Raw genomic sequence first — 24,361 nt, 5'->3', positions numbered from 1 at the left:
GTAATTGCCGCCGCCTCGGCAGAGGCGGCTCGATGGCCTCGCATCGACAGGAGTGGACGATGAGTGTCTCGGCAGCCTTGCCGCGCGCGCGGACGCGAATGCGCCGCCGCAGTTCGGGCAATCTCATGGGGCTGGTCTACATCGCGCCGGCGATCGCCCTGGTGAGCGTGTTCTTCATCATGCCGCTGTGCATGACGGCCTGGATGTCGCTGCACAACTGGCCCTTGATGGGAGTGCCGCGTTTCATCGGCATCGCCAACTATCTGGCGATCGCCCATGACACGCGCTTCTGGTCGGCCCTCGGCTTTACCGCCTACTACACCGGCATCGTGACGGTGGCGATCTTCGCCGTCGCCTTTCCGCTGGCCCTGTTCATCGAAAGGCCGCGGCCGGGCGTCGGCGTCTACCGCACCTTCTTCTTCATGCCGGTGGTCGTCGGCTTCGCTTCCGCCAGCCTGTTGTGGTCCTGGTTGCTCAACGTCGATTCCGGCCTCTTCAGCCCGGCTCTGTTCGACCTCGGCTTGACGCAGAAGAAGATCAATCTTCTCGCCAGTTTCCAGCCGGCGTTCTGGTCGATCATCGCCATGGTGGTGTGGAAGGTCGCCGGCTTCACCATGGTCATCCTGATGACCGGCCTGCAGTCCATACCCGGCGAACTGCACGAAGCGGCCAAGATCGACGGGGCAGGGGCCCTGGCCCGGTTTCGCCTGATCACGCTGCCCCTGATGCGGCGCACGTTGGCGCTTGCGCTGATCCTCTCGGTATCGGGATCGGTGCTGGCCTTCGACCAGTTCTACATCATCCTTCGGGGCGGCCCGAACAACCAGACCCTCACTGCCGTCTACTGGATCTTCAACCAGTCCTTCGTTTCCTTCAAGCTCGGCTACGGCGCTGCCCTTTCGATGGTGCTGCTAATCGTCCTGATCGTCTTGAGCCTGATCCAATTGCGAATCCTCCGCCAGCCGGAGGGCGTGGAATGAAGACGGCTGGCGCAACCGAACGAGGATCCCCCGTCTCCTTTCTGGGGACCCATGCGATCGGCGTGTTCATTGCGGTGGTGTTCGCCGCGCCGATCGTCTGGACGGTCCTCTCCAGCCTCAAGTCACCGATGGAGGCGCGCCAGCCGCCCTTGCCGCCCTGGCCGAGCAGCGGCCTGTCGCTGGAGAACTATGCGGCATTGAATGGCTTCGGCAACGGCCTGGCCCAGCCGGCCCTGAACAGTATCTATGTCACCGGCATGACGGTGCTGCTGTCGGTATTGATCAGCGTTTTCGCCGGATACGGCTTTTCCCGCTTCCGCTTCCCGTTCAAGAACCTGCTGTTCATGATGATCCTGTCGACCATCATGATCCCGTTCCAGTCGATCCTGACGCCGATCTTCCTGATCCTGACCAAGCTCGGCCTGCACAACACATTGACGGGCCTGGTCGGGGTCTATGTGACGCTGCAACTGCCCTTCTCCATCTTCATGATGCGCAACGCCTTCGATGCAGTGCCGCGAGAGATCGAGGAAGCCGCCCGCATGGACGGGGCCAACGACGTCAGCCTGCTGATCCGCGTCATGCTGCCCCTGGTCTGGCCGGGGATCGTGACGATCGCGCTATTCGCTTTTCTCGGTGCCTGGAACGAATTCCTTGCCGCCCTGGTGCTGATGACGGACCAGAGCAAGTTCACCCTGCCGGTCATGATGACGGCCCTGCAGTCGGGCCGCTTCGGCGCCATCGACTGGGGAGCGGTGCAGGCCGGCGTCACCGTGATGATGATCCCCTGCCTCCTGCTCTTCCTGCTCTTGCAACGCTACTACATCCGCGGGCTCACGGCCGGCGCGGTGAAGTAGCCGACATCACCTGGAGATCCGTTCATGCCTGGTTTTAGTGCCGCACCATCCAACGCGCCCGCCAACACGACCTTTCGCCCACCCTCGGTGGCGCAAGTCGAGATCGCCGGGTTCTGGGGCGACCGCATCGACGCGGTTGCCTCGCGCACGGCCGACATCCTCTACGATCGCTGCGTCGAGGCCCGCATGCTCGAGCAGATCGATCCCGACGTCCCGTCGCCGGGCGTGGTCATTCCATTCCATTCGATGTCGCCAACCGGCAACGAGTTCACCGGCGCCACGGTGACGACCCAGATGTTCTGGGACTCCGACTGGGGCAAGACGATCGAGACCGCCGCCTATTCGCTCTATCGCCGCCGCAATGACGAACTGGAACGCAAGATCGACGCGGTCATCGACATGTTCGGCAAGCTTCAGCAGGCGGATGGTTATCTGTCGAGCTGGTATCAGCGTATCCAGCCGGGATTGCGCTGGACGAATTTGCGCGACTGTCATGAGCTCTATTGCGCCGGCCATCTCATCGAAGGGGCCGTCGCCTATTTCCAGGCCACCGGCAAGCGCAAGCTTCTCGACATCATGTGCCGGTTTGCCGACCACATCGCCGACATGTTCGGGACCGAGCCGGGCAAGCGGAAAGGCTATTGCGGGCACGAGGAGATCGAGCTTGCCCTGGTCAAGCTCGGTCGGGTGACGGGCCAGCGCAAATATCTGGAGCTCGCGCGCTATTTCGTCGACCAGCGCGGCCAGCAGCCGCATTACTTCGACGAAGAAGCCAGGGCCCGTGGTGCCGACCCGAAGGACTATCACTTCAAGACATATGAATATAGCCAGTCCCACAAGCCCGTGCGCGAGCAGGACAAGGTCGTCGGCCATGCCGTCCGGGCGATGTATCTTTATGCCGGCATGGCCGACATCGCCGCGGAATTCGCAGACGACTCGCTTCGTGTCGCGCTGGAGCGCCTGTGGGACGACCTCACGACCAAGAACCTCTATGTCACCGGCGGGCTCGGCCCATCGGCGGCCAATGAGGGCTTCACGTCCGATTACGACCTGCCCAACGATACCGCCTATGCCGAGACCTGCGCCTCGGTCGCCCTGGTGTTCTGGGCAAGCAGGATGCTCGGCGTGGGCCCCAATGCACGCTATGCCGACGTGATGGAGCAGGCGCTCTACAATGGCTCGATCTCGGGCCTGTCGCTCGACGGCTCGCGTTTCTTCTACGAAAATCCGCTCGAAAGCCGTGGCCGGCACAATCGCTGGAAGTGGCACCGCTGCCCCTGCTGCCCGCCCAATATCGGACGGATGGTCGCCTCGATCGGCACCTATGCCTATGGCTTGGCCGAGGACGCGGTTGCGGTGCATCTCTATGGGGACAGCACCGTCCGGTTCGAGGTGAACGGACAGAAGGCGGTGCTGGCGCAGACCAGCCGCTATCCCTGGGATGGCGCGGTCTCGATGACGATCGACACCGAGCGGCCGCTGCGCTTCAAGCTGCATCTGCGCGTTCCCGGCTGGTGTCCCCGGGCGCAACTGGCGGTCAATGGCGAGACTGTCGATCTCCCGGCGGTGCTGGCCGATGGCTATGTCACGCTCGATCGCGAATGGAAGGCGACGGATACGATCCGCCTCGACCTCGACATGCCGGCGCGGCGCCTCTACGCCAATCCCAGGGTTCGCCAGGATGCCGGCAGGGTCGCGCTTGCCAGGGGGCCGGTGATCTATTGCGTGGAGGAGGTCGACAATTCCGAACCGCTCCATAGCCTTGTCCTGCCGCCGGCCGCTACGATCGAGGCCACCGAGGCGCCGGATCTACTGGGCGGCGTGGTGACGCTGTCGGCGCAGGCTGTTGCCGATCGGACCTCGGATTGGGGCGATTCCCTTTATCGCAACACCCCTCCCGACAGGGAACGGGCCATGGTGCGGGCTGTACCCTATTTTGCCTGGGACAACCGGCAGCCGGGCGACATGCGGGTGTGGCTGCGGGAGTAGCCGCCGCCGCGCTGAGCGGCGGGCGGTGTGACATGTCGTTCCCATCGCCGCCTTGGGCAGCCGCTCCCCGCCTGCCATGGATGTCATGAACGGCCAGGGGCGCGGCTTTACGCCCTGGCCTGCATGTCGCCCAGAACCACCTCGGCAATCGCAGCGGCGGCCGAAATGTGCCGCCGACAGGCTGCTGCTGCGGCGTCCGGATCGTTCTTCTCGATGGCGTCGAAAATCTCGCGTATCTGCGCTGGGCCGGTGACCATGCGGTTGGCGGTCGACAGCGTCATCACGCGCAGTCTGGAGATACGGCTGTTCAGGCGGCTGACGATGTCCCAGGCGATCTTGTGGCCGCCAGCCTCGAAGATGATCTTGTAGAGCTCGGTCGTCGCGTCGATGATCGCGGCTGGGGAGCGTTGCCGCGACGTGCGGTCGAGATTGTCCAGCGCTTTCCTCAGCCGCCTCTTCACGTCGGCATCGGCAAGGCGGGCACAGTCGGCAACGGCCGTCGATTCAACCGCGGCCCGGATGGCATAGATCTGGCGGGCATCGTCCCAATCGAGCCGCGCCACGATCGGCCCCTTATTGAGAAGCATCGTCACCAGACCCTCGGCTTCCAGGTGACGAATGACCTCGCGAATGACGGATCGGGAAACGCCGAGCTGATCGCACAGGGTGCGCTCGACGAGACGCTCCTCCGGCTCGAAGAGGCCGTTGATGATCGCCCGCCTCATCCTCTCCAGAGCGATTTCACGCAATGTCGCGGGCGGATTCTCGATTCTGAGGGCGGCGAGATTGTCGGCGTTCTTGCTCATGTCTTGGTGTAGCCGCAAAAAATCATCCGGGCAAGGCATTGACACGTGATCTTATGGTATACCATAAGATGCAATGACCGTATGAGGATATTTCCATGGCCATCCAGATCCGCAAGACATTGCTCCAGGTCGAGACGACGTTGATCGAAGGAGGGAAGGCTGCTCCCCGGCCTCTGAAGCTCTTTGCGGCTATCGCCGTGGTGAAGAACCCCTGGGCAGGCAGGGGCTTCGTCGACGATCTGAAGCCCGAGATCCACGCCGTCGCGCCTGTCCTGGGCGAATTGCTGACCAGGATGATCCTCGATGCGGTCGGCTCCGGCGAGGCGGTGGAAGGCTACGGCAAGTCCGCCGTCGTTGGGCTGGACGGCGAGATCGAGCATGCCTCGGCCCTGATCCACACGCTGCGCTTTGGCAACCACTATCGCCAGGCGGTCGGCGCCAAATCCTATCTCGCCTTTTGCAACACGCGTGGCCCGGCCAATGCTCCCATCATGATCCCGCTGATGGACAAGAACGACGAGGGGCGGCGTTCCCATTATTTGACGATCCAGGCTGCGATCGCGGATGCCCCCGCCGCCGACGAAATCGTCGTGGCCTTGGGCGCCTCCGTTGGCGGGCGTCCCCATCACCGCATCGGCGATCGCTACCAGGATCTGAAGGATCTCGGGCAGGATGTCGCCAATCCGGCCGGCGTCTGAGCAGGCGGGCGCTGCCATGCAGACCGGACCCGCAACGCCATCCAGCGATACCGACCTGGCAGCCGCCGGGGCGTTTCCGCGCCAGAAAAGCGCACGGGGAGCGGCCTATTTCGAGGCGGGTGAGGGCGATGCGCTGCTCCTCATTCACGGGGTCGGCATGCGCCTGGAAGCCTGGGCCCCTCAGATCGAACGGTTCTCGAAGACGCATCGTGTCATCGCCGTGGACATGCCGGGACATGGCGGGAGTGACAGGCTGCCGGTGGGAAGCAGCGTCACGGATTTCGTCGCCTGGCTCGGCCGGTTTCTTGATGATTTGAACCTGGGGCGCACCAGCATTGCAGGCCATTCCATGGGCGCGATGATTTCGGGTGGCGCCGTTGCGAGCTTTCCTGGGCGGGTTGCCCGCGTCGCCTATCTGAATGGCGTCTACCGGCGGGATCCGCAGGCGAAGGCGGCTGTGCTGGCCCGGGCCGAGGCCATCCGCGCGGAGGGCGTCGACAAGGAAGGCCCGTTGGCGCGCTGGTTCGACGACGAGCCGAACAATCGCCGCGCCCGCGAACTGACCCGAGCCTGGCTCGAACAGGTCGATCCGGAGGGGTATGCTGTTGCCTATACAGCCTTTGCCGGTGGCGACGAAACCTATGCCGACTGCTGGCCCGAGGTGGCTTGTCCCGCGCTGTTCCTGACCGGATCGGGCGATCCCAATTCCACGCCGGAGATGGCGCGGGCGATGGCTGCCGCCGCTCCGAAGGGGTGGGCTCGCATCATTGAGGGCCACCGGCACATGGTCAATCTGACGGCGCCCGAAGCGGTCAACGCCGTCCTGGCGGAATGGCTGGTGGCAGAGGAGAAGCCGGCATGAGCGCACCAAACCTCGATCCCAAAGCCCTTCGTGACGCCTTCGGTGCCTTCGCTACCGGCGTGACCGTGGTGACGACGCGCGATGCGGCGGACAAGCCGATCGGTTTCACGGCCAATTCCTTCACCTCCGTGTCGCTTGATCCGCCCCTCCTGCTCGTCTGCCTCGCCAAGAGTTCACGCAACTATGCGGCGATGACGGAGGCCGGCGCCTTTGCCATCAACATCCTGTCCGAGACGCAGAAGGATGTTTCCAACACTTTCGCGCGGCCGGTCGAGGACCGCTTCGCGGCTGTGGATTGGCGTCCTGGCGCCCAGGGTTGCCCGATCCTTTCCGGCGTATCGGCCTGGTTCGAATGCGCGATGCATGAGGTGGTCGATGCCGGGGACCATGTCATCCTGGTCGGCCGGGTCCTGGTCTTCGACAATTCCGGCCTGAATGGCCTGGGTTATGCGCGGGGCGGGTATTTCACGCCCAATCTTTCCGCCAGGGCGGTATCGGCGGCGGCCGAGGGCAATATCGAGTTCGGTGCGGTCCTCGAGCGCGAGGGGGAGGTGCTGCTGCTCGGCGAGGGCCCGATGACCCTTCCGGCCTGTCGCGGCGGTGATGGCAATCCCACCGATGTGCTGGCGCGCTACCTGGAGGAACTCACGGGACTGTCCGTCACCATCGGCTTTCTCTACTCGGTCTATGAGGACAAGGGTTCGGGCTTCCAGCACATCGTCTACCGTGCCTTCGCGGGCGAGGGGGAACCGAGGGTCGGTCGGTTCATCCGGCCGGACGCGGTCCGTGCCGGTGAGGTCAAGGATCAATCCACCGCCGACATTCTCGCGCGCTTTGCCCTGGAAAGCTCCATCGGCAATTTCGGCGTCTATTTTGGGAGCGAGACGGCCGGCAGGGTGCATTCCATTTCTACGAAGGGACCCCGTCCATGAAGTTCTCGCTATTCGTGCACATGGAAAGGCTGGATGCCGGCCAGTCCCACAAGCAGCTCTACGACGAGTTCGTGGCGCTGTGCGAAATCGCCGACAAGGGGGGCATGCACGCCATCTGGACCGGCGAGCATCACGGCATGGACTTCACCATCGCGCCGAACCCCTTCGTCACCATCGCCGACCTGGCGCGGCGTACCAGCAAAGTCCGCCTCGGCACCGGTACGGTGATCGCGCCCTTCTGGCACCCGATCAAGCTGGCCGGCGAAGCCGCGATGGCGGACCTGATCAGCGACGGGCGTCTGGACGTGGGCATCGCCCGCGGCGCCTACTCCTTCGAATATGAGCGCCTCCTGCCGGGTCTCGATGCCTGGCAGGCCGGCCAGCGCATGCGCGAGCTCATCCCTGCCGTCCGGGGTGTGTGGGCAGGGGACTACGCCCATGACGGCGAGTTCTGGAAATTCCCGGCCACGACCTCCGCGCCCAAGCCGCTGCAGGATCCGGTGCCGATCTGGGTCGCCGCCCGCGATCCCAACAGCCATGAGTTTGCGGTCGTCAATGGCTGCAATGTGCAGGTCACCCCGCTCTGGAATGGCGATCGGGAGATCGAGAGCCTGATGGAGCGTTTCGAGGCGGCCTGCGCGAAGGCGCCCGAGGTTCCCAGGCCCAAGATCATGCTCTTGCTTCACACCTATGTCGGCGCGGATGCGGCCGACGTGGCGCAGGCGACCCGGGAATTGAGCGTCTACTACAACTACTTCTTCGCCTGGTTCAAGAACGAGCGGCCGATCCATCAGGGGCTGATCCAGCGGCTGAGCGAGGAGGAAATCGCGGCAAATGCCACGCTCTCGCCGGAGGTCATGCGGGCCAATCTCGCGCTTGGCACGGTCGACGAGGTCATTGCCCGCCTCAAGCACTACGAGGCGCTGGGCTATGACGAATATTCGTTCTGGATCGACACCGGCGTGAGTTTCGAGCGCAAGAAAGCCTCGCTCGAACGCTTCATCGCCGACGTCATGCCTGCCTTCAAGGATTGATGCGATGCAGCGCTTCCAGCTCTACATCGATGGGGCCTTTTGCGACGGCGAGGCTTCCTTCGACAGCGTGGATCCGGCAACCGGCAAGGCCTGGGCCCAGATGCCCGAGGCGCGTGAGGCTGACGTCGACAGAGCGGTCGAGAGCGCACACAAGGCGCTCTATGACGGCCCCTGGTCGAAGCTGACGGCCACCCAGCGTGGAAAGCTGCTTTACAAGCTGGCGGATCTCGTTGCCGCCAATGCAGCCAGGCTGGCCGAACTCGAGACCCGCGACACCGGCAAGATCATCCGCGAGACATCGGCCCAGATCGCCTATGTGGCGGAATATTACCGCTATTATGCCGGCATCGCCGACAAGATCGAGGGCTCCTATTTGCCGATCGACAAGCCGGACATGGAAGTCTGGCTGCGCCGGGAGCCGGTTGGCGTGGTCGCCATGGTCGTGCCCTGGAACAGCCAGCTCTTCCTGTCGGCCGTCAAGCTCGGTCCTGCGCTCGCCGCCGGCTGCACCCTGGTGCTGAAGGCCTCGGAGGACGGGCCGGCGCCGCTCCTCGAATTCGCCCGGCTGGTGCATGAAGCCGGTTTTCCGCCGGGCGTCGTCAACATCATCACCGGTTTTGGCCCCTCCTGTGGCGCTGCGCTCGGCCGGCATCCCAGGATCGCCCATGTGGCCTTCACCGGAGGACCGGAGACGGCGCGCCATGTCGTGCGCAATTCCGCCGAGAACCTGGCCTCCACCTCGCTGGAACTGGGCGGTAAGTCGCCCTTCATCGTGTTCGCCGATGCCGATCTCGAAAGCGCCGCCAATGCCCAGGTCGCGGGGATCTTCGCGGCAACCGGCCAGTCCTGCGTCGCCGGCTCGCGCCTGATCGTCGAGGCAAGCGTGAAGGATCGCTTTCTCGCGCTTCTCAAGCGCAAGGCCGAGGCCGTGCGCATCGGCAGTCCGCTCGACATGGCGACCGAGGTCGGGCCGCTCGCTACGGCACGTCAGCGCCAGCATATCGACGCGCTGGTCGAGCGCTCGTCCGCAGCGGGTGCCAGGGTCGTCACCGGCGGCCGGGTGCCTGTCGGGGAGGGGTTCTACTATCCCCCGACCATTCTCGACTGCGACGGCGTGGATTCGCCGTCGCTGGCCGAGGAATTCTTCGGGCCGGTTCTATCCGTCGTCTCCTTCGAGACGGAGGAGGAAGCCCTGCGTCTGGCCAACGACACCGTCTATGGCTTGGCGTCGGGGGTGTTCACCCAGAACCTGACGCGCGCCCATCGCCTGATGAAGGGCATCCGCGCCGGTGTCGTCTGGGTCAACACCTACCGCGCCGTCTCGCCGATCGCGCCTTTCGGTGGCTTCGGGCTTTCCGGCCATGGCCGCGAGGGCGGCCTCGCCGCGGCGCTTGATTACACCCGGACGAAGACGGTCTGGCTCAGGACCTCGGACGACCCGATCCCCGATCCCTTCGTGATGCGGTGACGCCATGTTTTACGAGGTCCGCACATACAGGCTCAGGAACGGCACGGTGCCAGCCTACCTCAAGGTCGTCGAGGACGAGGGCATCGCGATCCAGAAGGAGCATCTGGGGCATCTGGTCGGCTACTTCTTCTCGGAGATCGGTCCGATCAACGAAATCATGCATATCTGGGCCTATGCGAGCCTCGACGACAGGGAACGGCGCCGGGCCTCGCTCGCCTCCGATCCGCGCTGGCAGGCCTTCCTGCCGAAGATCCGCGACCTCATAGAAACTGCCGAAAACAAGATCATGAAACCGGCCGCCTTCTCTCCGTCGGAGGGGCACCGTTCACATGACACATCCAGACAAGAGCCCTGACAACCGGAGCGTGGGAACATGAAATCGACATCGATACTGGCGGCCTTTGCGGCATTGCTGATCATGGCGTCACCTGCAGTCGCAGCGGACCTGGTCTTCTCGAGCTGGGGTGGAACCACCCAGGACGCCCAGAAGGAAGCATGGGCGGACAAGTTCACGGCGAAGGCCGGCGTCAATGTCGTACAGGATGGGCCGACAGACTACGGCAAGATCAAGGCCATGGTCGAGGCCGGCAATGTCACCTGGGACGTGGTCGACGTGGAAGGTGACTACGCCGCGCAGGCCGGCCCTAAAGGCCTTCTGGAAAAGCTCGACTTCGGCGTCATCGACAAATCCAAGCTCGATCCGCGCTTCGTGACCGACTATTCGGTCGGCAGCTTCTATTATTCCTTCGTGATCGGCTGTAACGCCGATGCGGTGGCGGCCTGCCCGAAGACCTGGGCGGATCTGTTCGACACCGCCAAATTCCCGGGCAAGCGGACCTTCTACAAATGGTCGGCGCCCGGCGTGATCGAAGCCGCGTTGCTGGCTGACGGCGTGCCGGCGGACAAGCTCTACCCGCTGGATCTCGACCGCGCCTTCAAGAAGCTCGACACCATCAAGGCCGACATCATCTGGTGGTCGGGCGGGGCGCAGTCGCAGCAGTTGATCGCTTCGGCGGAAGCCCCGTTCGGCAGCGTCTGGAATGGCCGTATGACGGCGCTCGCCAAGACCGGCGTCAAGGTCGAGACATCCTGGGAACAGAACATCACGGCGGCGGACTCGCTCGTCGTGCCCAAGGGCACGAAGAACAAGGATGCCGCCATGCAGTTCATCGCCTTCGCCACCTCGGCCCAGGCCCAGGCGGACATGGCTGCTACGACGGGCTATGCGCCGATCAACCTAGGTTCCGCCAAGCTCATGGATGCGGAGACGGTCAAGACCCTGCCCGATCAGCAGAAGGCGAGCCAGGTCAACGCCGACATGACCTATTGGGCTGCCAACCGCGATGCGATCGGCGAACGCTGGTACGCCTGGCAGGCAAAGTAAACTGGCAGGCAAAGTAAAGCGGAGCAGCGTGCAAGGGGAGGGAGTGCTCCCTCCCACCCGTTCCTGCCCGGCAGCAACATCGAATGATGCAAGGATGGCCCGGACGGGAGCCGGAACGACGGACTGTTCGGGCTTCCCGATATGTCCCATGCGGAAAGGATTGCCATGTCCCAGCAGATAATAGCCGGCGCCGCGGTACAGCCTGTTTCGCGCCCGACCAGGCCGACGGGCCTGGCCTGGATCATGCCGGCCCTAGCCTTCGTCGCCCTCTTCTTCGTCGTGCCGGTGGCCCTGCTGCTGCTGCGAAGCGTCCTGGAACCCGTGCCGGGCTTCGGCAATTATGCCGAACTGCTGGGTTCCTCCACCTATCTGCGGATCTTCTTCAACACTTTCCTGGTGTCGGCGGTGGTGACGGTGGTTTCGCTGGCCATCGGCTTTCCCGTCGCCTGGGCGCTGGCGATCATGCCCAGGAAGCTCGCCGCCATCGTCTTTGCGATCCTCTTGCTGTCGATGTGGACGAACCTGCTCGCCCGTACCTATGCCTGGATGGTGCTGCTGCAGCGCACCGGCGTGATCAACAAGCTGCTCATGAGCATCGGGCTGATCGACAAGCCGCTGGCGCTGGTCAACAATCTCGTCGGCGTGACGATCGGCATGGTCTACATCATGCTGCCTTTCATCGTGCTGCCGCTCTATGGGGTGATCCGGAAGATCGATCCGGCGATCCTCCAGGCCGCTGCCCTGTGCGGCGCCACGCGCTGGCAATCGCTGACGCGCATTCTCCTGCCTCTGGCGGTGCCGGGCATGGTCGCCGGCGCGCTCATGGTCTTCGTGATGTCGCTCGGCTATTTCGTCACCCCGGCCTTGCTCGGCGGTACCGCCAACATGATGCTGGCCGAACTCATCGCCCAGTTCGTGCAGTCCCTGGTCAATTGGGGCATGGGGGGCGCCGCAGCGCTGGTCCTCCTCGTCGTCACGCTCTCGCTTTACGCCGTGCAGCTGCGCTTCTTCCGCTACCATAGCCTGGGAGGGCGCTAGCATGCTGCTGAACTTCGAACGCCTGGGCTGGTGGAAATTCGTCCTGCTCGCCATCACGGCCCTGACCGCTGCCTTCCTGCTGCTGCCGATCCTGTTCATCGCGGCCCTGTCATTCGGCTCGTCGCAATGGCTGATCTTCCCGCCGCCGGGCTGGACGCTGAAATGGTATTCGGATCTGTTCGCCGATCCGCGCTGGCTGCAGTCGGCCTGGACCAGCTTCAAGATCGCGGCGATCGTGACGGTGCTTTCCGTCCTGCTGGGGCTCGTCACCTCCTTCGGCCTGGTGCGCGGCCGGTTCTGGTTCCGCGAAGGGCTGAAGGCCCTGTTCCTGACGCCGATGATCCTGCCGGTGGTGGTGCTGGCCGTCGGCCTCTATGCCTTCTTCCTGAAGATCGGGCTGAACGGCACCATGACCGGATTCGTCGCCTCCCATCTGGTCCTGGCGCTGCCCTTCTCCATCCTCTCGATCAGCAGCGCCCTCGAGGGCTTCGACAAGTCGATCGAGGATGCGGCCGTGCTGTGCGGGGCATCGCCGCTCGAGGCCAAGATCAGGATCACGCTGCCCTCGATCAGCCACGGCCTGTTTTCCGCCGCGATCTTCTCCTTCCTGACCTCGTGGGACGAGGTGGTGGTGGCGATCTTCATGGCAAGCCCCACCCTGCAGACCTTGCCGGTCAAGGTCTGGGCGACCTTGCGCCAGGATCTGACGCCGGTGGTTGCAGCAGCCTCGACGCTGTTGATCCTGCTGACCCTGGTCCTGATGACGCTGGTCGCTCTCGTGCGTAAAGGATTGAAATCATGACGCAGCCCTTCCTGCAAATCCAAGGCATCCGCAAGGAATACGGCACTGTCGTCGCAGTCCAGAACGTCAACCTCGATGTCGAGAAAGGCGAATTCCTGACCTTTCTCGGCCCCTCCGGTTCGGGCAAGAGCACGACGCTCTATATCCTGGCCGGCTTCGACAATCCGACGGCGGGCGATATCAAGCTGAACGGGGCGACCTTGCTGTCCACCCCCTCGCACCAGCGCAATATCGGCATGGTTTTCCAGCGTTATACCTTGTTTCCGCATCTGTCCGTCGGCGAGAACATCGCCTTTCCCCTCAGGGTCCGGCGCAAGCCCAAGGCCGAGGTCGATGCCAAGGTCAGGCAGATGCTGCGGCTCGTCCGGCTGGAGGGGTATGAGGACCGCAAGCCGGCCAACATGTCGGGCGGCCAGCAGCAGCGCGTGGCTCTCGCCAGGGCGTTGGCCTATGACCCTCCGGTGCTGTTGATGGACGAGCCCTTGTCCGCGCTCGACAAGAAGCTTCGCGAGGAGATCCAGTACGAGATCCGCCGCATCCATCAGCAGACAGGTGTGACCATCCTCTATGTGACGCACGACCAGGAAGAGGCGCTGCGCCTGTCCGATCGCATCGCGGTCTTCTCCAAGGGGGTGATCGACCAGATCGGAACCGGGCCGGAACTCTATGCCAATCCGGCGACGCGTTTCGTGGCCGAATTCATCGGCGACAGCAATTTCCTGCCCTGCGAGATTCTCTCGTCAGCCCCCGGCCGTGCCAGCATCTCGATCTGCGACACGATGACGGTGCCCGATGTGCCCATGCACGGCTCGGCCTCCGGCAGCAAGGCTTCGGTCATGCTGCGGCCGGAACGCTTGTTCTTGTCGAAAGCGTCGCCGGACAAGGGGGTGCCCGTCACAGTCAGCGACATCACCTTTTTGGGCAACAACATTCATGTGGTGACGAGGACAGGCAAGGGACACGAACTGTCCGTAAGGCTGCCGTTCGGCCACGAGGCTATTGCCGGCCTCAGCCGCGGCGATGCGGTATGGCTGCGGTTCGATGCAGAGGCGGCTCACGTCTTCGGCGACAGCCGCTGATTTTCGGCAAGGACGATGCGATTCATCCCTGCCCGCGACAGCTCGGTTCGCGTTGACCCGTTCATGCGTCAGGCTTCTACAAGTCGCATGATGGTATCGACATTGAAACGGATCCGTTCTTCCAGTGCTTCGGGGGTCATAAGGTCGCGCTGAAAGACGATCGACCCGGTATAGCGGTTCGTAAAATAGTAATATCCGATTGCCGCGATCGTTATATTCAGCTGTACAGGGTCGATGCCCGATCGGAATTCGCCGGTCTCGACGCCGCGGTCGAGCAGGTTCCCGACCATGTCGACAAAGCGCGTGCTCACCTGGCGAACGACCTCGGATTTCTTGATGTGCTTCGCCTTGTGGAGATTGGCGCTGTTGACGAGCGTCAAGAATTCTGGGTTCTTCAGGTAATAGGTCCAGGTAAAGCGCACCAGACGTTCAAGCGCTTCCTTGGGTGGGAGGCGCTCCAGGTCGAGTTTTTGCTCGGCCGTTCGTATGTCGGAATAGGCGTCTTCCAGAACGCGCTGAAACAGATCTTCCTTGCTGTTGAAGTAGTGATAGATCATGCGCTTGTTGGCCTTGGCGCGTTCGGCAATGATATCGACCCTCGCGCCGCCAAGTCCGTTCTTCGCAAATTCCTTCTTTGCTGCGGCCAGGATTCTTGCCTGGGTGGCTTCCGCGTCTCTGATCCGAGGGCGCTTGGGGGACTTGGTGAGCATTCCTACCTCATTGGCGTTGCCTGACGCGCTGCCGTCCGTGATCTCTTTCCAGTTGCACTTTGTCCGCTGCTAGCCGGATTCGCTCAAGAATTTTGGTAACTTACTGGTTACTTTGGCGCGGCGCCAGTGCCGTATGCACTTTCCCGCACTGCCCTGCTGCAACGATCCGAGGCCAGCTCCGTGCATCCAGCGGCGTTGACACGCCATCGATAACGAAGTAACTAGATAGTGCAATATCGAAAATGCGGCAGCGTCCGGTGACGCTCAAAAACGCGGTGCGATGCACGGGTCCGCAGGGGAGGAAGGCATGTCGTTCATCAAGAAATTCATCGAGCAGGAGACGGTCAATCGCCGCAATCTGCTGCTGGCATCGGCCTATGGCCTGGGAGGCCTGGCGGCGCTCGGCGCGCTGGGATCGGGGCCCGCACGAGCGGCGACAACCAATCCGACGATAGCCTGGAGCTATCGCGACAGGACCAATCCCTACTGGAACTACATCGTCTCGGGCGGCGAAGCCTTCGTCGAGAGCCTGGGGCTGCCCAAGACCGCCCTGGTTAATCTCATCAACGAAGGCTCCAGCGAAAAGTCGCTGGCGGACGTCAAGGCGCTGCTCGGCAAGAATGGCAGTAACGTCGCGCTGGCGATCGATGCGAACGATGCACCGAACTGCCGTCCCGTGGTGGAGGCCGTCGCCGCCGCCGGCGCTTATGTCTCCACCATCTGGAACAAGACCGACGATCTGCATCCCTGGGACTTCGGCGACCATTACGTCTCCCACATGACCTGGTCGGATGAGGGACCGGCCGAGCAGACGGCCCGCATCCTCATGGACGCCATGGGCAAGAAGGGTGGCGTGGTTCACCTGGGCGGGATCGCCTCCAACAATCCTGCCATCGAGCGCCTCAACGGACTCAAGAAGGCCCTCAAGGACTATCCCGACGTGCAACTGCTCGACGCGCAGCCGGCCGATTGGGATACCCAGAAGGCCAACCAGGTCATGGCCGGCTTCATCACGCGCTATGGCGACGAGATCAAGGGTGTTCACTGCGCCAATGACACGATCGCCTATGGCGTGCTCGAGGCACTGCGCGCCGAGGGTATCGAGGGAATGCCCGTCGTCTCCTATGACGGCAACCAGCAGGCTGTCGAACTCGTCGCCAAGGGCCAGATCCTGGCGACTGTCTTTACCAACCCTTATTGGGGTGGCGGTATCAGCGCGGCGCTTGCCTATTACGCGGCGACAGGGGCCTTCAAGCCCTCGAGCGAACCCAAGGAACATCGCGAGTTCTACGGGCCGACGATCCTGGTCACGCCCAAGGACGCCCAGGAATTCAAGGCGAAATATCTCGACAGCAATCCCAAATATGACTGGAAGGACTTCTGGGGCCCGAGCAAGGGACAGATCCAGTACAAGTCCTGATCCCTTCCTTCCGCATCGGTCGCACGCTGCCCTCCAGAGCAAAGCGCGTTCAAGCGTGAACGCTTGTTTGCTCTGGTTCCCTGTTTCGACGCGTCTTTGCGTTTCCTGGTGATTCCACCAAATCGCAAAACGCCATGGGAAAGGGCGTGCGCCTGCATCCCGTTCCCTCTGACGCAAGAGCGCGACATGGATAGCCTGCTCACCAAGGACAATATTCAGAAATGGGCGCCCGTCCTGGTGCTCCTGGCGCTGGTGTTGTTCTTCTCGGTCGTCAATCCCAACTTCCTGTCGGTGCGCAATTTTGCGCGCATCGCGATCTCGTCGACGCCGGCGCTGATGGTCGCGGTGGGCGTGACATTCGTCATCCTGATGGGCTCGATCGACCTGTCGATGGAAGGCTCGGTCGCGGTCTGCGCGGTGCTTTTCGCGACGCTGTTCGGAGCCTTGGGTGGTTCCCTGGCCGGTTGGGGCTGGCTGGCGATCCCGGGCGCCATGGCGGTCGGAGCGATCTTCGGCGCGGTGACCGGCCTGGTCCATGTCCGCCTCAAGATTCCCTCCTTCATGGCCAGCCTTTCGATGGGCTTCGTCGGCATCGGGCTTTCGCTGCTGATCACGGGCGGTGACCGCATCCTGGTCGAGGATCCGCTCTTTCGCTCGCTGCTCACCTACCGTCTCGGCGGCTTTCCGCTGATGGCCTATGTGGCGCTCGCGGCGGTCATCGCCGGCTGGTTCATCCAGACACAGACGACCATCGGCCGGAATTTCTACGCCGTCGGCGGCGGCGAGGACCTGGCCCATGCCTCGGGCCTCAATGTCTCCAGGGTACGGGTCATCTGCTTCATGATCGCCGGCGTCTTCTATGCCCTCGGCGCCATTCTCGCCGTGGCCCAGATCGGCATCGCCGAGACCGTGACTGGCCGTAACTTCATGTTCGTCTCGATCACCTCGGTCGTCGTCGGCGGCACGGCGCTCTGGGGCGGCGCCGGCGGTGTCTGGAACACGCTGGTCGGCGTGCTGATCGTCAACGTCATCGGCAATGGCATGGTGGTGGTCGGCCTGCCGAGCTACGTCCAGGACGGCGTCCTCGGCCTTCTGGTCATCACAGCAGTCTATCTGTCCACCGATCGTCGATCGCTGGCCTTCGTGAAATAGGCGCGCCATGTTCGAACTTCGAAACGTCGAAAAACGCTTCCCCGGCGTCCATGCCCTGAAGGGCATCAATTTCCAGATCGACCGCGGCGAGATCATCGGGCTTGTCGGCGAGAACGGCGCCGGCAAGTCGACGCTGATGAAGGTGATCTATGGCGCCGTCCAGCATGACGGCGGCGAGGTGCTCGTCGACGGCAAGGCCGTCCGCTTCCAGAACCCGCGTGAAGCGATGGATCGCGGCGTCGGCATGGTCTTCCAGGAACAGTCGCTCATTCCCAATCTGAGCGTGATGGAGAACATCTTCCTCGGCTTCGAGAAGCAGTTCGCCCGCTTCGGCAAGATCGACTGGAAGCGCATGGCCAAGGCGGCCGGCGAACAGCTCAAGAAGGTCAAGCTGCAGATCGACCCCAGGACGGTCACCGCCAAGCTCTCCTTTGCCCAGCGTCAGCTCGTCGAATTGGCGAAGGTGCTGACGCTCGAGGAGCGCGTGCATGGCCATCTCGTGATCCTCCTCGATGAGCCGACATCGGTACTTTCGAAGGAGGAGATCGGGCTGCTGTTCGGCCTGGTGCGCGACCTGCGCAAGCGCGCCTCCTTCATCTTCGTCTCGCATCGCCTCGACGAGGTCATCGAACTGTCCGACCGCATCTATGTGCTCAAGGATGGTGCGGTGGTCGATGTCGTCAAAGGCGCCGAGGCCAAGGCCGAAGCCATCCAGCAGCGGATGGTCGGGCGCGACATCAACCAGGAATATTACCGCGAAGAAAAGCAGCGCCCCTACGATGTCCAGAAGCTGCTGTTGCAGGCGGACCGGATCAGCCTGCCCGGCCACTACAAGGACATTTCCGTCAAACTGCATGCCGGCGAAGTGCTGGCGCTCGTCGGGGTCGAAGGGTGCGGCAGCGAGGCGATCCTGCGCACGATCTTCGGCCTGGAGCGCATGCAATCGGGCACCTTGGCGTTCCATGGCAGTCCGGTGAACGACTTCGGTCCTTCGCAGGGTGTCGCCCGCGGCATCGGCTATGTCCCCAGGGAGCGCAAGATCGAAGGCATCGTCGGCGGCATGAACGTCTTCGAAAACATGACGCTCTCGCAGCTCAGGAACTATGCCAGGGCCGGCGTTCTCGACATCGGCTCCGAGCGCAAGCTCGCGCGCGACTGGATCAAGCGCCTGTCGATCAAGGCCTCCTCGGAGAACGCCGATTGCGGAAACCTCTCGGGCGGCAACCAGCAGAAGGTCGTGCTCGCCAAATGGCGCAGCGGCGGCTCGAACATCATCCTCCTCGACCATCCCACGCGCGGCCTCGACATCGGTGCCAAGGAGGACGTCTACGAAATGATCCGGGAGATGTCGGCCGATGGGGTGGGCATCGTGCTCATCGCCGACACGCTCGAAGAGGCCATCGGCCTCAGCCACACCATAGCCGTTGTCAAGGATGGCGAGATCCAAAAATGGTTCAATTGTCAGCCAGGCGCAAAGCCCTCCCTTTACGACCTGCTTCATCACATGACGTGAGCGCCAGGGTGATGAATCTCCACCAGCTCAAGCGCCATTTCCCCTGGATCACGCTTCTCGTGCTGATCCTGCTTGTCGGCATCATGGACCCCACCTTCCTCAGGCCGCAGAACCTGATGGAACTCGGCGCCGACATTGCGCCGCTGTTCATCATGGCGCTCGGCATGACGCTCGCCATCTATATCGGCGGCATCGATCTTTCGGCCCAATCGGTAGCGAACATGACGACGGTGCTCGCCACCTTGTCGCTGCCCTATCTCGGCGTCTTCAGCGCCCTCCTGATCGCGCTGGTCGGCCTGCTGTTCGGCGCCGTCTCCGGGTTGGTGACGACGAGGCTCAAGGTGCCCTCCTTCATCGCCACTTTGGCGGTCGGCGGCCTGGCCCTTTCGGTCGGTCAGTTCGCGTCGGGCCAGCGCGCTCTGCACATGGATGTGGCAGCCAGGGACCAGGCGTTCGGATGGATGTTCGGCAGAACCGCCGGGATACCCCACGAACTGGTCGTGTCCCTGGGGCTGCTTGCGATCGCATGGTTCATTCAAAGCCGGACGACCGCCGGGCGCACGCTGAAGGCCGTGGGCGCCGGCGAACTTGCGGCCGTGGCATCGGGCATCCGGGTCGAGCGCTACAAGGTCCTGGCCTTTGCCCTTTCCGGCCTGTTCGCGGCGATCGCGGGGCTGATGTTCTCGGTCAAGCTCTCGGGTGGCTCGCCGACCCTGGCCGAGGGCTTCCTCCTGCCGGCCATCGTCGCGGTGCTGGTCGGCGGCACCCCGCTCACGGGCGGCGTCGGCGGTGTCGTCAACACGCTCATCGGCGCGATGATCGTCGCGGTCGTACGCGCGAGCATGCTCTATCTCAACATCCCCGCGACCGGCCAGCAGATCTTCTTCGGCATCGTGCTGATCGTTGCGATCGCCCTCACCATCGACCGCTCGAAGATGCGGATCGTGAAATAAACGAGGGATTGGCGACATGGACATGATGCGAGCCGCAGTGCTCACCCACCCCGGGAGGTTCGAAGTCCGGGAGGTGCCCATCCCCCGGATCGGCCCTGATGACGCTCTCATCAGGGTGGATCGCTGCGGCATCTGCGGCACCGACATCCATATCTTCAGCGGTCACTATGCCGCCGACACCCTGCCTTTCATCCCGGGGCATGAGTTCACCGGCACGGTGAGCCGCGTCGGCGACAGGGTTCAGGGCTTGCAGGTCGGGCAGCGTGTCGTCGCGGACGTCAATGTCGGCTGCGGACATTGCTTCTTCTGCCGCCGCGGCGAGGTCCTCAACTGCCAGGCGGTCAGCCAGATCGGCATCCATCGCGATGGTGGCTTTGCCGAGTTCGTCGCGGTTCCGGCGCGCCTGGTCATCCCTGCGCCCGGCGAAGCCAAGCCCGAGCTGCTTGCCCTGACGGAGCCGGTCGCCTGTGTCGTCCGGGCCGCGCGCAAATCCGCCATCGGTTTCGGCATGTCGGTCGTCGTGCTCGGCGCCGGGCCGATCGGCAATCTCCACATCCAGATGATGCGCCTCGTCGGCGCCGCGCCGATCATCGTGGTGGAACCCTCGCAACCTCGTGCGGAACTCGCGAAGAAGGCCGGCGCCGATCTCGTCATCACCGACCCCAAGGACGCTCGCAGGCTCGTCGCCGAGGCGACGGAAGGGCGGGGAGCGGACGTGGTGATCGAAAGCGTCGGCGCCCCCGCACTCTACGCCGAGGCTTTCAGGCTCATCCGCCCCGGAGGCCATGTTGCCGCCTTCGGCATCACCAGCCCTGATGACAGCGTGCCGCTTCCCTTGCTCGAAACGGTGCTGCGGGAAAACTCGGTCAAGGGCTCGGTAGCCGGCATCGGCCAGGACATGCACGATGCCCTGACGCTGCTCAAACACGGGCGCTTCCAGGTAGACGCCTTCATCGGCTCGGTCGTGCCGCTGAGCGCGATTCAATCGGCCTTCGAAACCATCCAGGGCCGGCCGGCCGTCCTGAAAACGCAGATCGACACGACGGCGTGACGGCCCGCCAAGGCAACGGAATGACGTGCGCCCCGAGCGCGTTGACACAATTGCTCTTAGAATAAAAGGATTCAGGACATGGACCAGGTCGTCGGTAGACAGGCGCTTCCCGACAGTCCCAGGACGTTCGGCTTTTTTGTCGATGGCAAGCGGATGGAGGCGGGAGACCGGGCCTATTTCGAGCGCCGCAGCCCGGGACATGACGTGCCGGTGACGCGCATTCCGAAGTGCACCAAAGAAGACCTGGACCTTGCCGTCAAGGCAGCGCGGCGCGCTTTCGAGGACGGGCGCTGGTCGAGGATCCCGGCCGTGGAGCGGGCGAACGTGCTCCTGCGTGCCGCCCAGATCCTGCGCAGCCGTGCCGCGGAACTCGCCTATTGGGAAACCCTGGAGAACGGCAAGCCCATCAGCCAGGCGCGGGCGGAAGTGGATGGCTGCGCCGGCATGTTCGAATATGCCGCCGGCCTCGCCAGGACGCTGCATGGCGATGCCTTCAACAATCTGGGCGACGGCATGTTCGGCCTGGTCACACGGGAGCCGATCGGCGTGGTCGGCCTGATCACGCCGTGGAACTTCCCCTTCCTGATCCTCTGCGAAAGGGTGCCCTACATCCTTGCGGCCGGCTGCACCATCGTCGCAAAGCCCTCCGAGGTGACGTCGGCCACCACCCTCATGCTGGCAGAGATCCTGTCGGAAGCGGGGCTGCCCGACGGTTGCTACAATGTCGTCACCGGTTCGGGCAGCGTGATCGGCCAGGCCATGACCGAACATCTGGATATCGACATGGTGTCCTTCACCGGTTCGACGTCCGTGGGTCGGCGCTGCGTCGAGGCAGCCGGCGGCAATTTCAAGAAGCTCGGTCTGGAACTCGGGGGCAAGAATCCGCAGATCGTCTTCGCGGACGCGGATTTGGAGGATGCTGCCGATGGCGTGGCGTTCGGTATCGGCTTCAACACCGGCCAGTGCTGCGTGAGCGGCAGCCGCCTGATCGTCGAACGCTCGGTGGCGGCGGAGTTCGAGAAGCTGGTCGCCGCCAAGCTGGCCAAGGTCAAGGTCGGCGATCCGCTCGATCCGAGCACGCAGATCGGCGCCATCACCACCACGGCCCAGAACGAGACCATTCTGGGTTATATCGCCAAGGGCAAGGAGGAGGGCGCGCGGCTGGTCTGCGGCGGGGAAGCGCTCGACTTCGGTCGCGGCCAGTATATCGCGCCCACTCTGTTCGGGGACGTCACCGGCTCGATGGCGATCGCCCGCGACGAGATTTTCGGCCCCGTGCTTGCGGTCATGCCCTTCGACAGCGAGGACGAAGCGATCGCCATGGCCAATGACACCGTCTACGGCCTGGCCGCGAGCGTGTGGACCAAGAACATCGACAAGGCCTTGAACGTGACCCGCCGCGTTCGTGCCGGCCGCTTCTGGGTCAACACCACGCTGGCCGGCGGCCCGGAGCTTCCGCTCGGCGGCTTCAATCAGTCGGGCTGGGGACGCGAGGCTGGCTCCTACGGCATCGAGGAGTATACCCAGATCAAGTCCGTCCATATCGAGATTGGCAAGCGCGAGCCTTGGGTGCGCTGATGAAGGAAGATGGCTACGATTATGTGATCGTCGGCGGCGGGTCGGCGGGCTGCGTGCTTGCCGCGCGCCTCAGCGAGAACCCGGCCGTGCGCGTGCTGTTGCTGGAGGCCGGCGGCCGCGACACCAACCCCTACATCCACATGCCGGTCGGCTTCGCCAAGATGACGGCGGGGCCGCTGACATGGGGCCTCAAGACGGCGCCGCAGCGCCATGCCTGCGACCGGGAGATCCCCTATGCCCAGGCCAAGGTGATCGGGGGCGGCTCCTCGATCAATGCGGAGATCTACACACGGGGCCACGCCGCCGATTTCGACCGCTGGGCGAGCGAGGAGGGGGCGGCCGGCTGGTCCTTCAAGGAGGTGCTGCCTTATTTCATCCGCTCCGAAGGCAACACCATTCTGTCCGGCGACATGCATGGGGCGGACGGGCCACTGGGGGTCTCGAACCTGCCCGACCCGCAGCCGATGTCGCGCGCCTTCGTCCAGGCCTGCCAGGAGTTCGGCATGCCCTATAATCCGGACTTCAATGGCAGGGCACAGGAAGGCGCGGGGATCTACCAGACGACCATCCGCAACGGGCGGCGCTGCTCGGCGGCCGTTGGCTATCTCAGGCCGGCAGCGAAGCGGTCCAATCTCACCGTCGAGACTGGCTGCCTCGTCCGGCGCATCCTGTTCGCGAAGGGGCGCGCCATCGGCGTCGAATTCGTCAGGAATGGCCAGCTCGTCATCGCGAGAGCGGAGAGCGAGGTCCTCGTCACCTCCGGGGCGATCGGATCGCCCAAGATCATGATGCTTTCGGGGGTCGGGCCTGCTGATCATCTTAGGAAATTGGGGATCGAGGTGGTCGAGGATTTGCCCGGCGTGGGCGAGAATCTCAACGACCATTTCGGCGTCGACATCGTGGCGGAACTGAAGGGGCCGACCAGCCTCGACAAGTACAACAAATGGCATTGGATGCTATGGGCGGGGCTCCAATACCTGCTCTTCAAGTCCGGGCCGGTCACCTCCAATGTCGTCGAGGGCGGCGCCTTCTGGTATGGCGATGCCGATGCCGATGCCGCGATACCGGACCTGCAATTCCATTTCCTGGCCGGCGCGGGCGCCGAAGCGGGCGTGCCCACGGTTCCCTCCGGATCGGGCATCACGCTGAACTCCTACACGCTTCGCCCGAAAAGCCGCGGATCGGTCCGGCTGGCTTCCTCCGATCCTGCCGTCAATCCGATCGTCGACCCGAATTTCCTGGCGGAGCCGGACGATGTCCGCGTGTCCGCCGAGGGGGTGAGGATCAGCCGGGAGATCTTCGCCAGGCCTTCCCTGCAGAAGTTCATCAAGCGGCTGCATCTGCCGGAAGACGACGTCAGAACCAACGCCCAGTTTGCGGACTATGCGCGCCGCTACGGCAGGACTTCCTATCACCCCAGCGGCACCTGTAAGATGGGCATCGATGCGATGGCCGTGGTCGATCCCCAACTGCGGGTGCGGGGCCTCGAGCGGATCCGCATCTGCGACAGCTCGACCTTTCCGAGCCTGATCGGCTCGAACACCAATGCCGCCGCGATCATGGTCGGCGAGAAGGCTACGGACCTGATCCGCGGGAATATGTAGAGAGAGCGGTTTTTCTCGGATCGCAGGCATCTTTGCCTGCTTTTCCCGCGGTCTGGCTAACGCTTCCAAAAGCAGGCAGAGATGCCGGCGGTCCCTGTGTAGTTAGACTGTGTCAGGATGGGTGCGGGCGAGAGACCGTGCGATCCTGGGTCGTTGAAGACCGTTTCCTGGCTTGGTCCTCGCCCGCGTTCGAGTACCCAATCTGAACAGTTGATCGAGGCCGCACCACCGGACCTCGTAGCACAGGGATAGGCGCGATGATCATACACCCTGGCTTCATCGGGATCGATGTCTCCAAGCACCATCTCGACATTTTCAATGCCACCACTCAGCATGTCGAACGCATCGACAACACGGCGCAGGCGATCATCTCAACCTTCGAGCTGCTGCAAGCCGATCCGATCAAGCTCATCGTCTTCGAGGCGACCGGGTCTTATGATGGGTCGCTACG

The 24,361-nt window shown here is 63.6% G+C and carries 22 protein-coding genes and 1 pseudogene; 21 read left to right on the top strand and 2 right to left on the bottom strand.

The features are described from left to right. Positions 1-98: 98 nt before the first annotated feature. Genes ABXS05_RS16125 through ABXS05_RS16115 form a run of 3 tightly spaced genes read left to right on the top strand, consistent with a single transcriptional unit; the run spans position 99 to position 3,826 of the window. On the top strand, positions 99-980 hold the full coding sequence (locus tag ABXS05_RS16125; protein WP_367624880.1) for a carbohydrate ABC transporter permease: 882 nt from the start codon (positions 99-101) through the stop codon (positions 978-980). Then, positions 977-1,837 carry a carbohydrate ABC transporter permease gene (locus ABXS05_RS16120; RefSeq protein WP_367624622.1) on the top strand — a complete coding sequence of 287 codons (861 nt, stop codon included), beginning with the start codon at positions 977-979 and terminating at the stop codon, positions 1,835-1,837. Before ABXS05_RS16125 ends, ABXS05_RS16120 begins: the two co-directional genes overlap by 4 nt. Before the next feature lie 24 nt (positions 1,838-1,861). Further along, positions 1,862-3,826 (top strand): glycoside hydrolase family 127 protein, encoded by a 1,965-nt coding sequence (locus ABXS05_RS16115; RefSeq protein ID WP_367624621.1) that lies wholly within the window; start codon positions 1,862-1,864, stop codon positions 3,824-3,826. Between the two features lie 107 nt (positions 3,827-3,933). On the opposite strand, the gene ABXS05_RS16110 is transcribed toward ABXS05_RS16115, so the two are convergent. Then, positions 3,934-4,632, bottom strand: a complete 699-nt coding sequence (locus ABXS05_RS16110) for a GntR family transcriptional regulator (RefSeq protein WP_311936539.1) — start codon at positions 4,630-4,632, stop codon at positions 3,934-3,936. Positions 4,633-4,727: 95 nt separating this feature from the next. Here ABXS05_RS16110 and ABXS05_RS16105 point away from each other — a divergent pair, with 95 nt between their 5' ends. The 10 genes from ABXS05_RS16105 (at position 4,728) to ABXS05_RS16060 (ending at position 13,929) form a co-directional block, all read left to right on the top strand. Continuing rightward, complete coding sequence (locus ABXS05_RS16105) at positions 4,728-5,330, top strand: amino acid synthesis family protein (protein WP_367624620.1); 603 nt, start codon at positions 4,728-4,730, stop codon at positions 5,328-5,330. A 16-nt stretch (positions 5,331-5,346) separates the two neighbouring features. Next, complete coding sequence (locus ABXS05_RS16100) at positions 5,347-6,192, top strand: alpha/beta fold hydrolase (RefSeq protein WP_311936533.1); 846 nt, start codon at positions 5,347-5,349, stop codon at positions 6,190-6,192. Then, positions 6,189-7,124: a flavin reductase gene (locus tag ABXS05_RS16095; RefSeq protein ID WP_311936530.1), complete on the top strand. Its 936-nt coding sequence runs from the start codon at positions 6,189-6,191 to the stop codon at positions 7,122-7,124. The genes ABXS05_RS16100 and ABXS05_RS16095 overlap by 4 nt, the downstream gene beginning before the upstream one ends. After that, positions 7,121-8,158 (top strand): LLM class flavin-dependent oxidoreductase, encoded by a 1,038-nt coding sequence (locus tag ABXS05_RS16090; RefSeq protein ID WP_367624619.1) that lies wholly within the window; start codon positions 7,121-7,123, stop codon positions 8,156-8,158. Before ABXS05_RS16095 ends, ABXS05_RS16090 begins: the two co-directional genes overlap by 4 nt. Before the next feature lie 4 nt (positions 8,159-8,162). Continuing rightward, positions 8,163-9,626 carry an aldehyde dehydrogenase gene (locus tag ABXS05_RS16085; protein ID WP_367624618.1) on the top strand — a complete coding sequence of 488 codons (1,464 nt, stop codon included), beginning with the start codon at positions 8,163-8,165 and terminating at the stop codon, positions 9,624-9,626. Positions 9,627-9,630: 4 nt separating this feature from the next. Next, the gene (locus ABXS05_RS16080) at positions 9,631-9,981 is read left to right on the top strand and encodes an NIPSNAP family protein (protein WP_311936521.1); all 351 of its coding nucleotides are present in this window, start codon (positions 9,631-9,633) and stop codon (positions 9,979-9,981) included. An 18-nt stretch (positions 9,982-9,999) separates the two neighbouring features. Beyond that, entirely contained in the window at positions 10,000-11,010 is a 1,011-nt protein-coding gene (locus tag ABXS05_RS16075; RefSeq protein ID WP_367624617.1) for an ABC transporter substrate-binding protein, read from the top strand. A 165-nt stretch (positions 11,011-11,175) separates the two neighbouring features. Then, positions 11,176-12,048, top strand: coding sequence for an ABC transporter permease (locus tag ABXS05_RS16070; protein WP_367624616.1), 873 nt, complete (start codon positions 11,176-11,178; stop codon positions 12,046-12,048). 1 nt (position 12,049) lies between these two features. After that, positions 12,050-12,850 (top strand): ABC transporter permease, encoded by an 801-nt coding sequence (locus tag ABXS05_RS16065; protein ID WP_311936513.1) that lies wholly within the window; start codon positions 12,050-12,052, stop codon positions 12,848-12,850. Further along, positions 12,847-13,929, top strand: coding sequence for an ABC transporter ATP-binding protein (locus tag ABXS05_RS16060; protein ID WP_367624615.1), 1,083 nt, complete (start codon positions 12,847-12,849; stop codon positions 13,927-13,929). The genes ABXS05_RS16065 and ABXS05_RS16060 overlap by 4 nt, the downstream gene beginning before the upstream one ends. Positions 13,930-13,997: 68 nt before the next feature. Here the strand turns inward: ABXS05_RS16060 and ABXS05_RS16055 are convergent, their stop codons facing one another. Further along, positions 13,998-14,639 (bottom strand): TetR/AcrR family transcriptional regulator, encoded by a 642-nt coding sequence (locus tag ABXS05_RS16055; RefSeq protein ID WP_367624614.1) that lies wholly within the window; start codon positions 14,637-14,639, stop codon positions 13,998-14,000. Between the two features lie 307 nt (positions 14,640-14,946). On the opposite strand from ABXS05_RS16055, the gene ABXS05_RS16050 reads away from it, so the two are divergent. The 8 genes and pseudogenes from ABXS05_RS16050 to ABXS05_RS16015 form a co-directional block, all read left to right on the top strand. Then, positions 14,947-16,059, top strand: coding sequence for a sugar ABC transporter substrate-binding protein (locus ABXS05_RS16050; protein WP_367624613.1), 1,113 nt, complete (start codon positions 14,947-14,949; stop codon positions 16,057-16,059). 186 nt (positions 16,060-16,245) lie between these two features. Beyond that, positions 16,246-17,211: an ABC transporter permease gene (locus tag ABXS05_RS16045; RefSeq protein WP_149249470.1), complete on the top strand. Its 966-nt coding sequence runs from the start codon at positions 16,246-16,248 to the stop codon at positions 17,209-17,211. Between the two features lie 7 nt (positions 17,212-17,218). Then, a complete protein-coding gene (locus ABXS05_RS16040; RefSeq protein WP_367624612.1) occupies positions 17,219-18,724 on the top strand; it encodes a sugar ABC transporter ATP-binding protein in 1,506 nt (501 codons plus the stop codon). An 11-nt stretch (positions 18,725-18,735) separates the two neighbouring features. After that, entirely contained in the window at positions 18,736-19,677 is a 942-nt protein-coding gene (locus ABXS05_RS16035) for an ABC transporter permease (protein ID WP_149249472.1), read from the top strand. 16 nt (positions 19,678-19,693) lie between these two features. After that, the gene (locus ABXS05_RS16030; protein ID WP_367624611.1) at positions 19,694-20,728 is read left to right on the top strand and encodes a zinc-dependent alcohol dehydrogenase; all 1,035 of its coding nucleotides are present in this window, start codon (positions 19,694-19,696) and stop codon (positions 20,726-20,728) included. A gap of 78 nt (positions 20,729-20,806) precedes the next feature. After that, positions 20,807-22,306 carry an aldehyde dehydrogenase family protein gene (locus ABXS05_RS16025; protein WP_367624610.1) on the top strand — a complete coding sequence of 500 codons (1,500 nt, stop codon included), beginning with the start codon at positions 20,807-20,809 and terminating at the stop codon, positions 22,304-22,306. Further along, positions 22,306-23,910 carry a GMC family oxidoreductase gene (locus ABXS05_RS16020; protein ID WP_367624609.1) on the top strand — a complete coding sequence of 535 codons (1,605 nt, stop codon included), beginning with the start codon at positions 22,306-22,308 and terminating at the stop codon, positions 23,908-23,910. The genes ABXS05_RS16025 and ABXS05_RS16020 overlap by 1 nt, the downstream gene beginning before the upstream one ends. Before the next feature lie 257 nt (positions 23,911-24,167). Next, positions 24,168-24,361, top strand: a pseudogene (locus ABXS05_RS16015) (IS110 family transposase); the annotation flags it as partial.

The sequence above is a fragment of the Labrys neptuniae genome (assembly GCF_040797145.1).
Taxonomy (GTDB): domain Bacteria; phylum Pseudomonadota; class Alphaproteobacteria; order Rhizobiales; family Labraceae; genus Labrys; species Labrys neptuniae.
This window is presented reverse-complemented; position numbering and strand designations above follow the sequence as displayed.

Coding starts and splice junctions, on each gene's coding strand:
- ABXS05_RS16095 (WP_311936530.1), top strand. CDS start 6,189: ATGAGCGCACCAAACCTCGATCCCAAAGCCCTTCGTGACGCCTTCGGT.
- ABXS05_RS16090 (WP_367624619.1), top strand. CDS start 7,121: ATGAAGTTCTCGCTATTCGTGCACATGGAAAGGCTGGATGCCGGCCAG.
- ABXS05_RS16020 (WP_367624609.1), top strand. CDS start 22,306: ATGAAGGAAGATGGCTACGATTATGTGATCGTCGGCGGCGGGTCGGCG.
- ABXS05_RS16105 (WP_367624620.1), top strand. CDS start 4,728: ATGGCCATCCAGATCCGCAAGACATTGCTCCAGGTCGAGACGACGTTG.
- ABXS05_RS16125 (WP_367624880.1), top strand. CDS start 99: ATGCGCCGCCGCAGTTCGGGCAATCTCATGGGGCTGGTCTACATCGCG.
- ABXS05_RS16115 (WP_367624621.1), top strand. CDS start 1,862: ATGCCTGGTTTTAGTGCCGCACCATCCAACGCGCCCGCCAACACGACC.
- ABXS05_RS16070 (WP_367624616.1), top strand. CDS start 11,176: ATGTCCCAGCAGATAATAGCCGGCGCCGCGGTACAGCCTGTTTCGCGC.
- ABXS05_RS16045 (WP_149249470.1), top strand. CDS start 16,246: ATGGATAGCCTGCTCACCAAGGACAATATTCAGAAATGGGCGCCCGTC.
- ABXS05_RS16030 (WP_367624611.1), top strand. CDS start 19,694: ATGGACATGATGCGAGCCGCAGTGCTCACCCACCCCGGGAGGTTCGAA.
- ABXS05_RS16035 (WP_149249472.1), top strand. CDS start 18,736: ATGAATCTCCACCAGCTCAAGCGCCATTTCCCCTGGATCACGCTTCTC.
- ABXS05_RS16060 (WP_367624615.1), top strand. CDS start 12,847: ATGACGCAGCCCTTCCTGCAAATCCAAGGCATCCGCAAGGAATACGGC.
- ABXS05_RS16040 (WP_367624612.1), top strand. CDS start 17,219: ATGTTCGAACTTCGAAACGTCGAAAAACGCTTCCCCGGCGTCCATGCC.
- ABXS05_RS16050 (WP_367624613.1), top strand. CDS start 14,947: ATGTCGTTCATCAAGAAATTCATCGAGCAGGAGACGGTCAATCGCCGC.
- ABXS05_RS16055 (WP_367624614.1), bottom strand. CDS start 14,639: ATGCTCACCAAGTCCCCCAAGCGCCCTCGGATCAGAGACGCGGAAGCC.
- ABXS05_RS16075 (WP_367624617.1), top strand. CDS start 10,000: ATGAAATCGACATCGATACTGGCGGCCTTTGCGGCATTGCTGATCATG.
- ABXS05_RS16085 (WP_367624618.1), top strand. CDS start 8,163: ATGCAGCGCTTCCAGCTCTACATCGATGGGGCCTTTTGCGACGGCGAG.
- ABXS05_RS16100 (WP_311936533.1), top strand. CDS start 5,347: ATGCAGACCGGACCCGCAACGCCATCCAGCGATACCGACCTGGCAGCC.
- ABXS05_RS16120 (WP_367624622.1), top strand. CDS start 977: ATGAAGACGGCTGGCGCAACCGAACGAGGATCCCCCGTCTCCTTTCTG.
- ABXS05_RS16080 (WP_311936521.1), top strand. CDS start 9,631: ATGTTTTACGAGGTCCGCACATACAGGCTCAGGAACGGCACGGTGCCA.
- ABXS05_RS16110 (WP_311936539.1), bottom strand. CDS start 4,632: ATGAGCAAGAACGCCGACAATCTCGCCGCCCTCAGAATCGAGAATCCG.
- ABXS05_RS16065 (WP_311936513.1), top strand. CDS start 12,050: ATGCTGCTGAACTTCGAACGCCTGGGCTGGTGGAAATTCGTCCTGCTC.
- ABXS05_RS16025 (WP_367624610.1), top strand. CDS start 20,807: ATGGACCAGGTCGTCGGTAGACAGGCGCTTCCCGACAGTCCCAGGACG.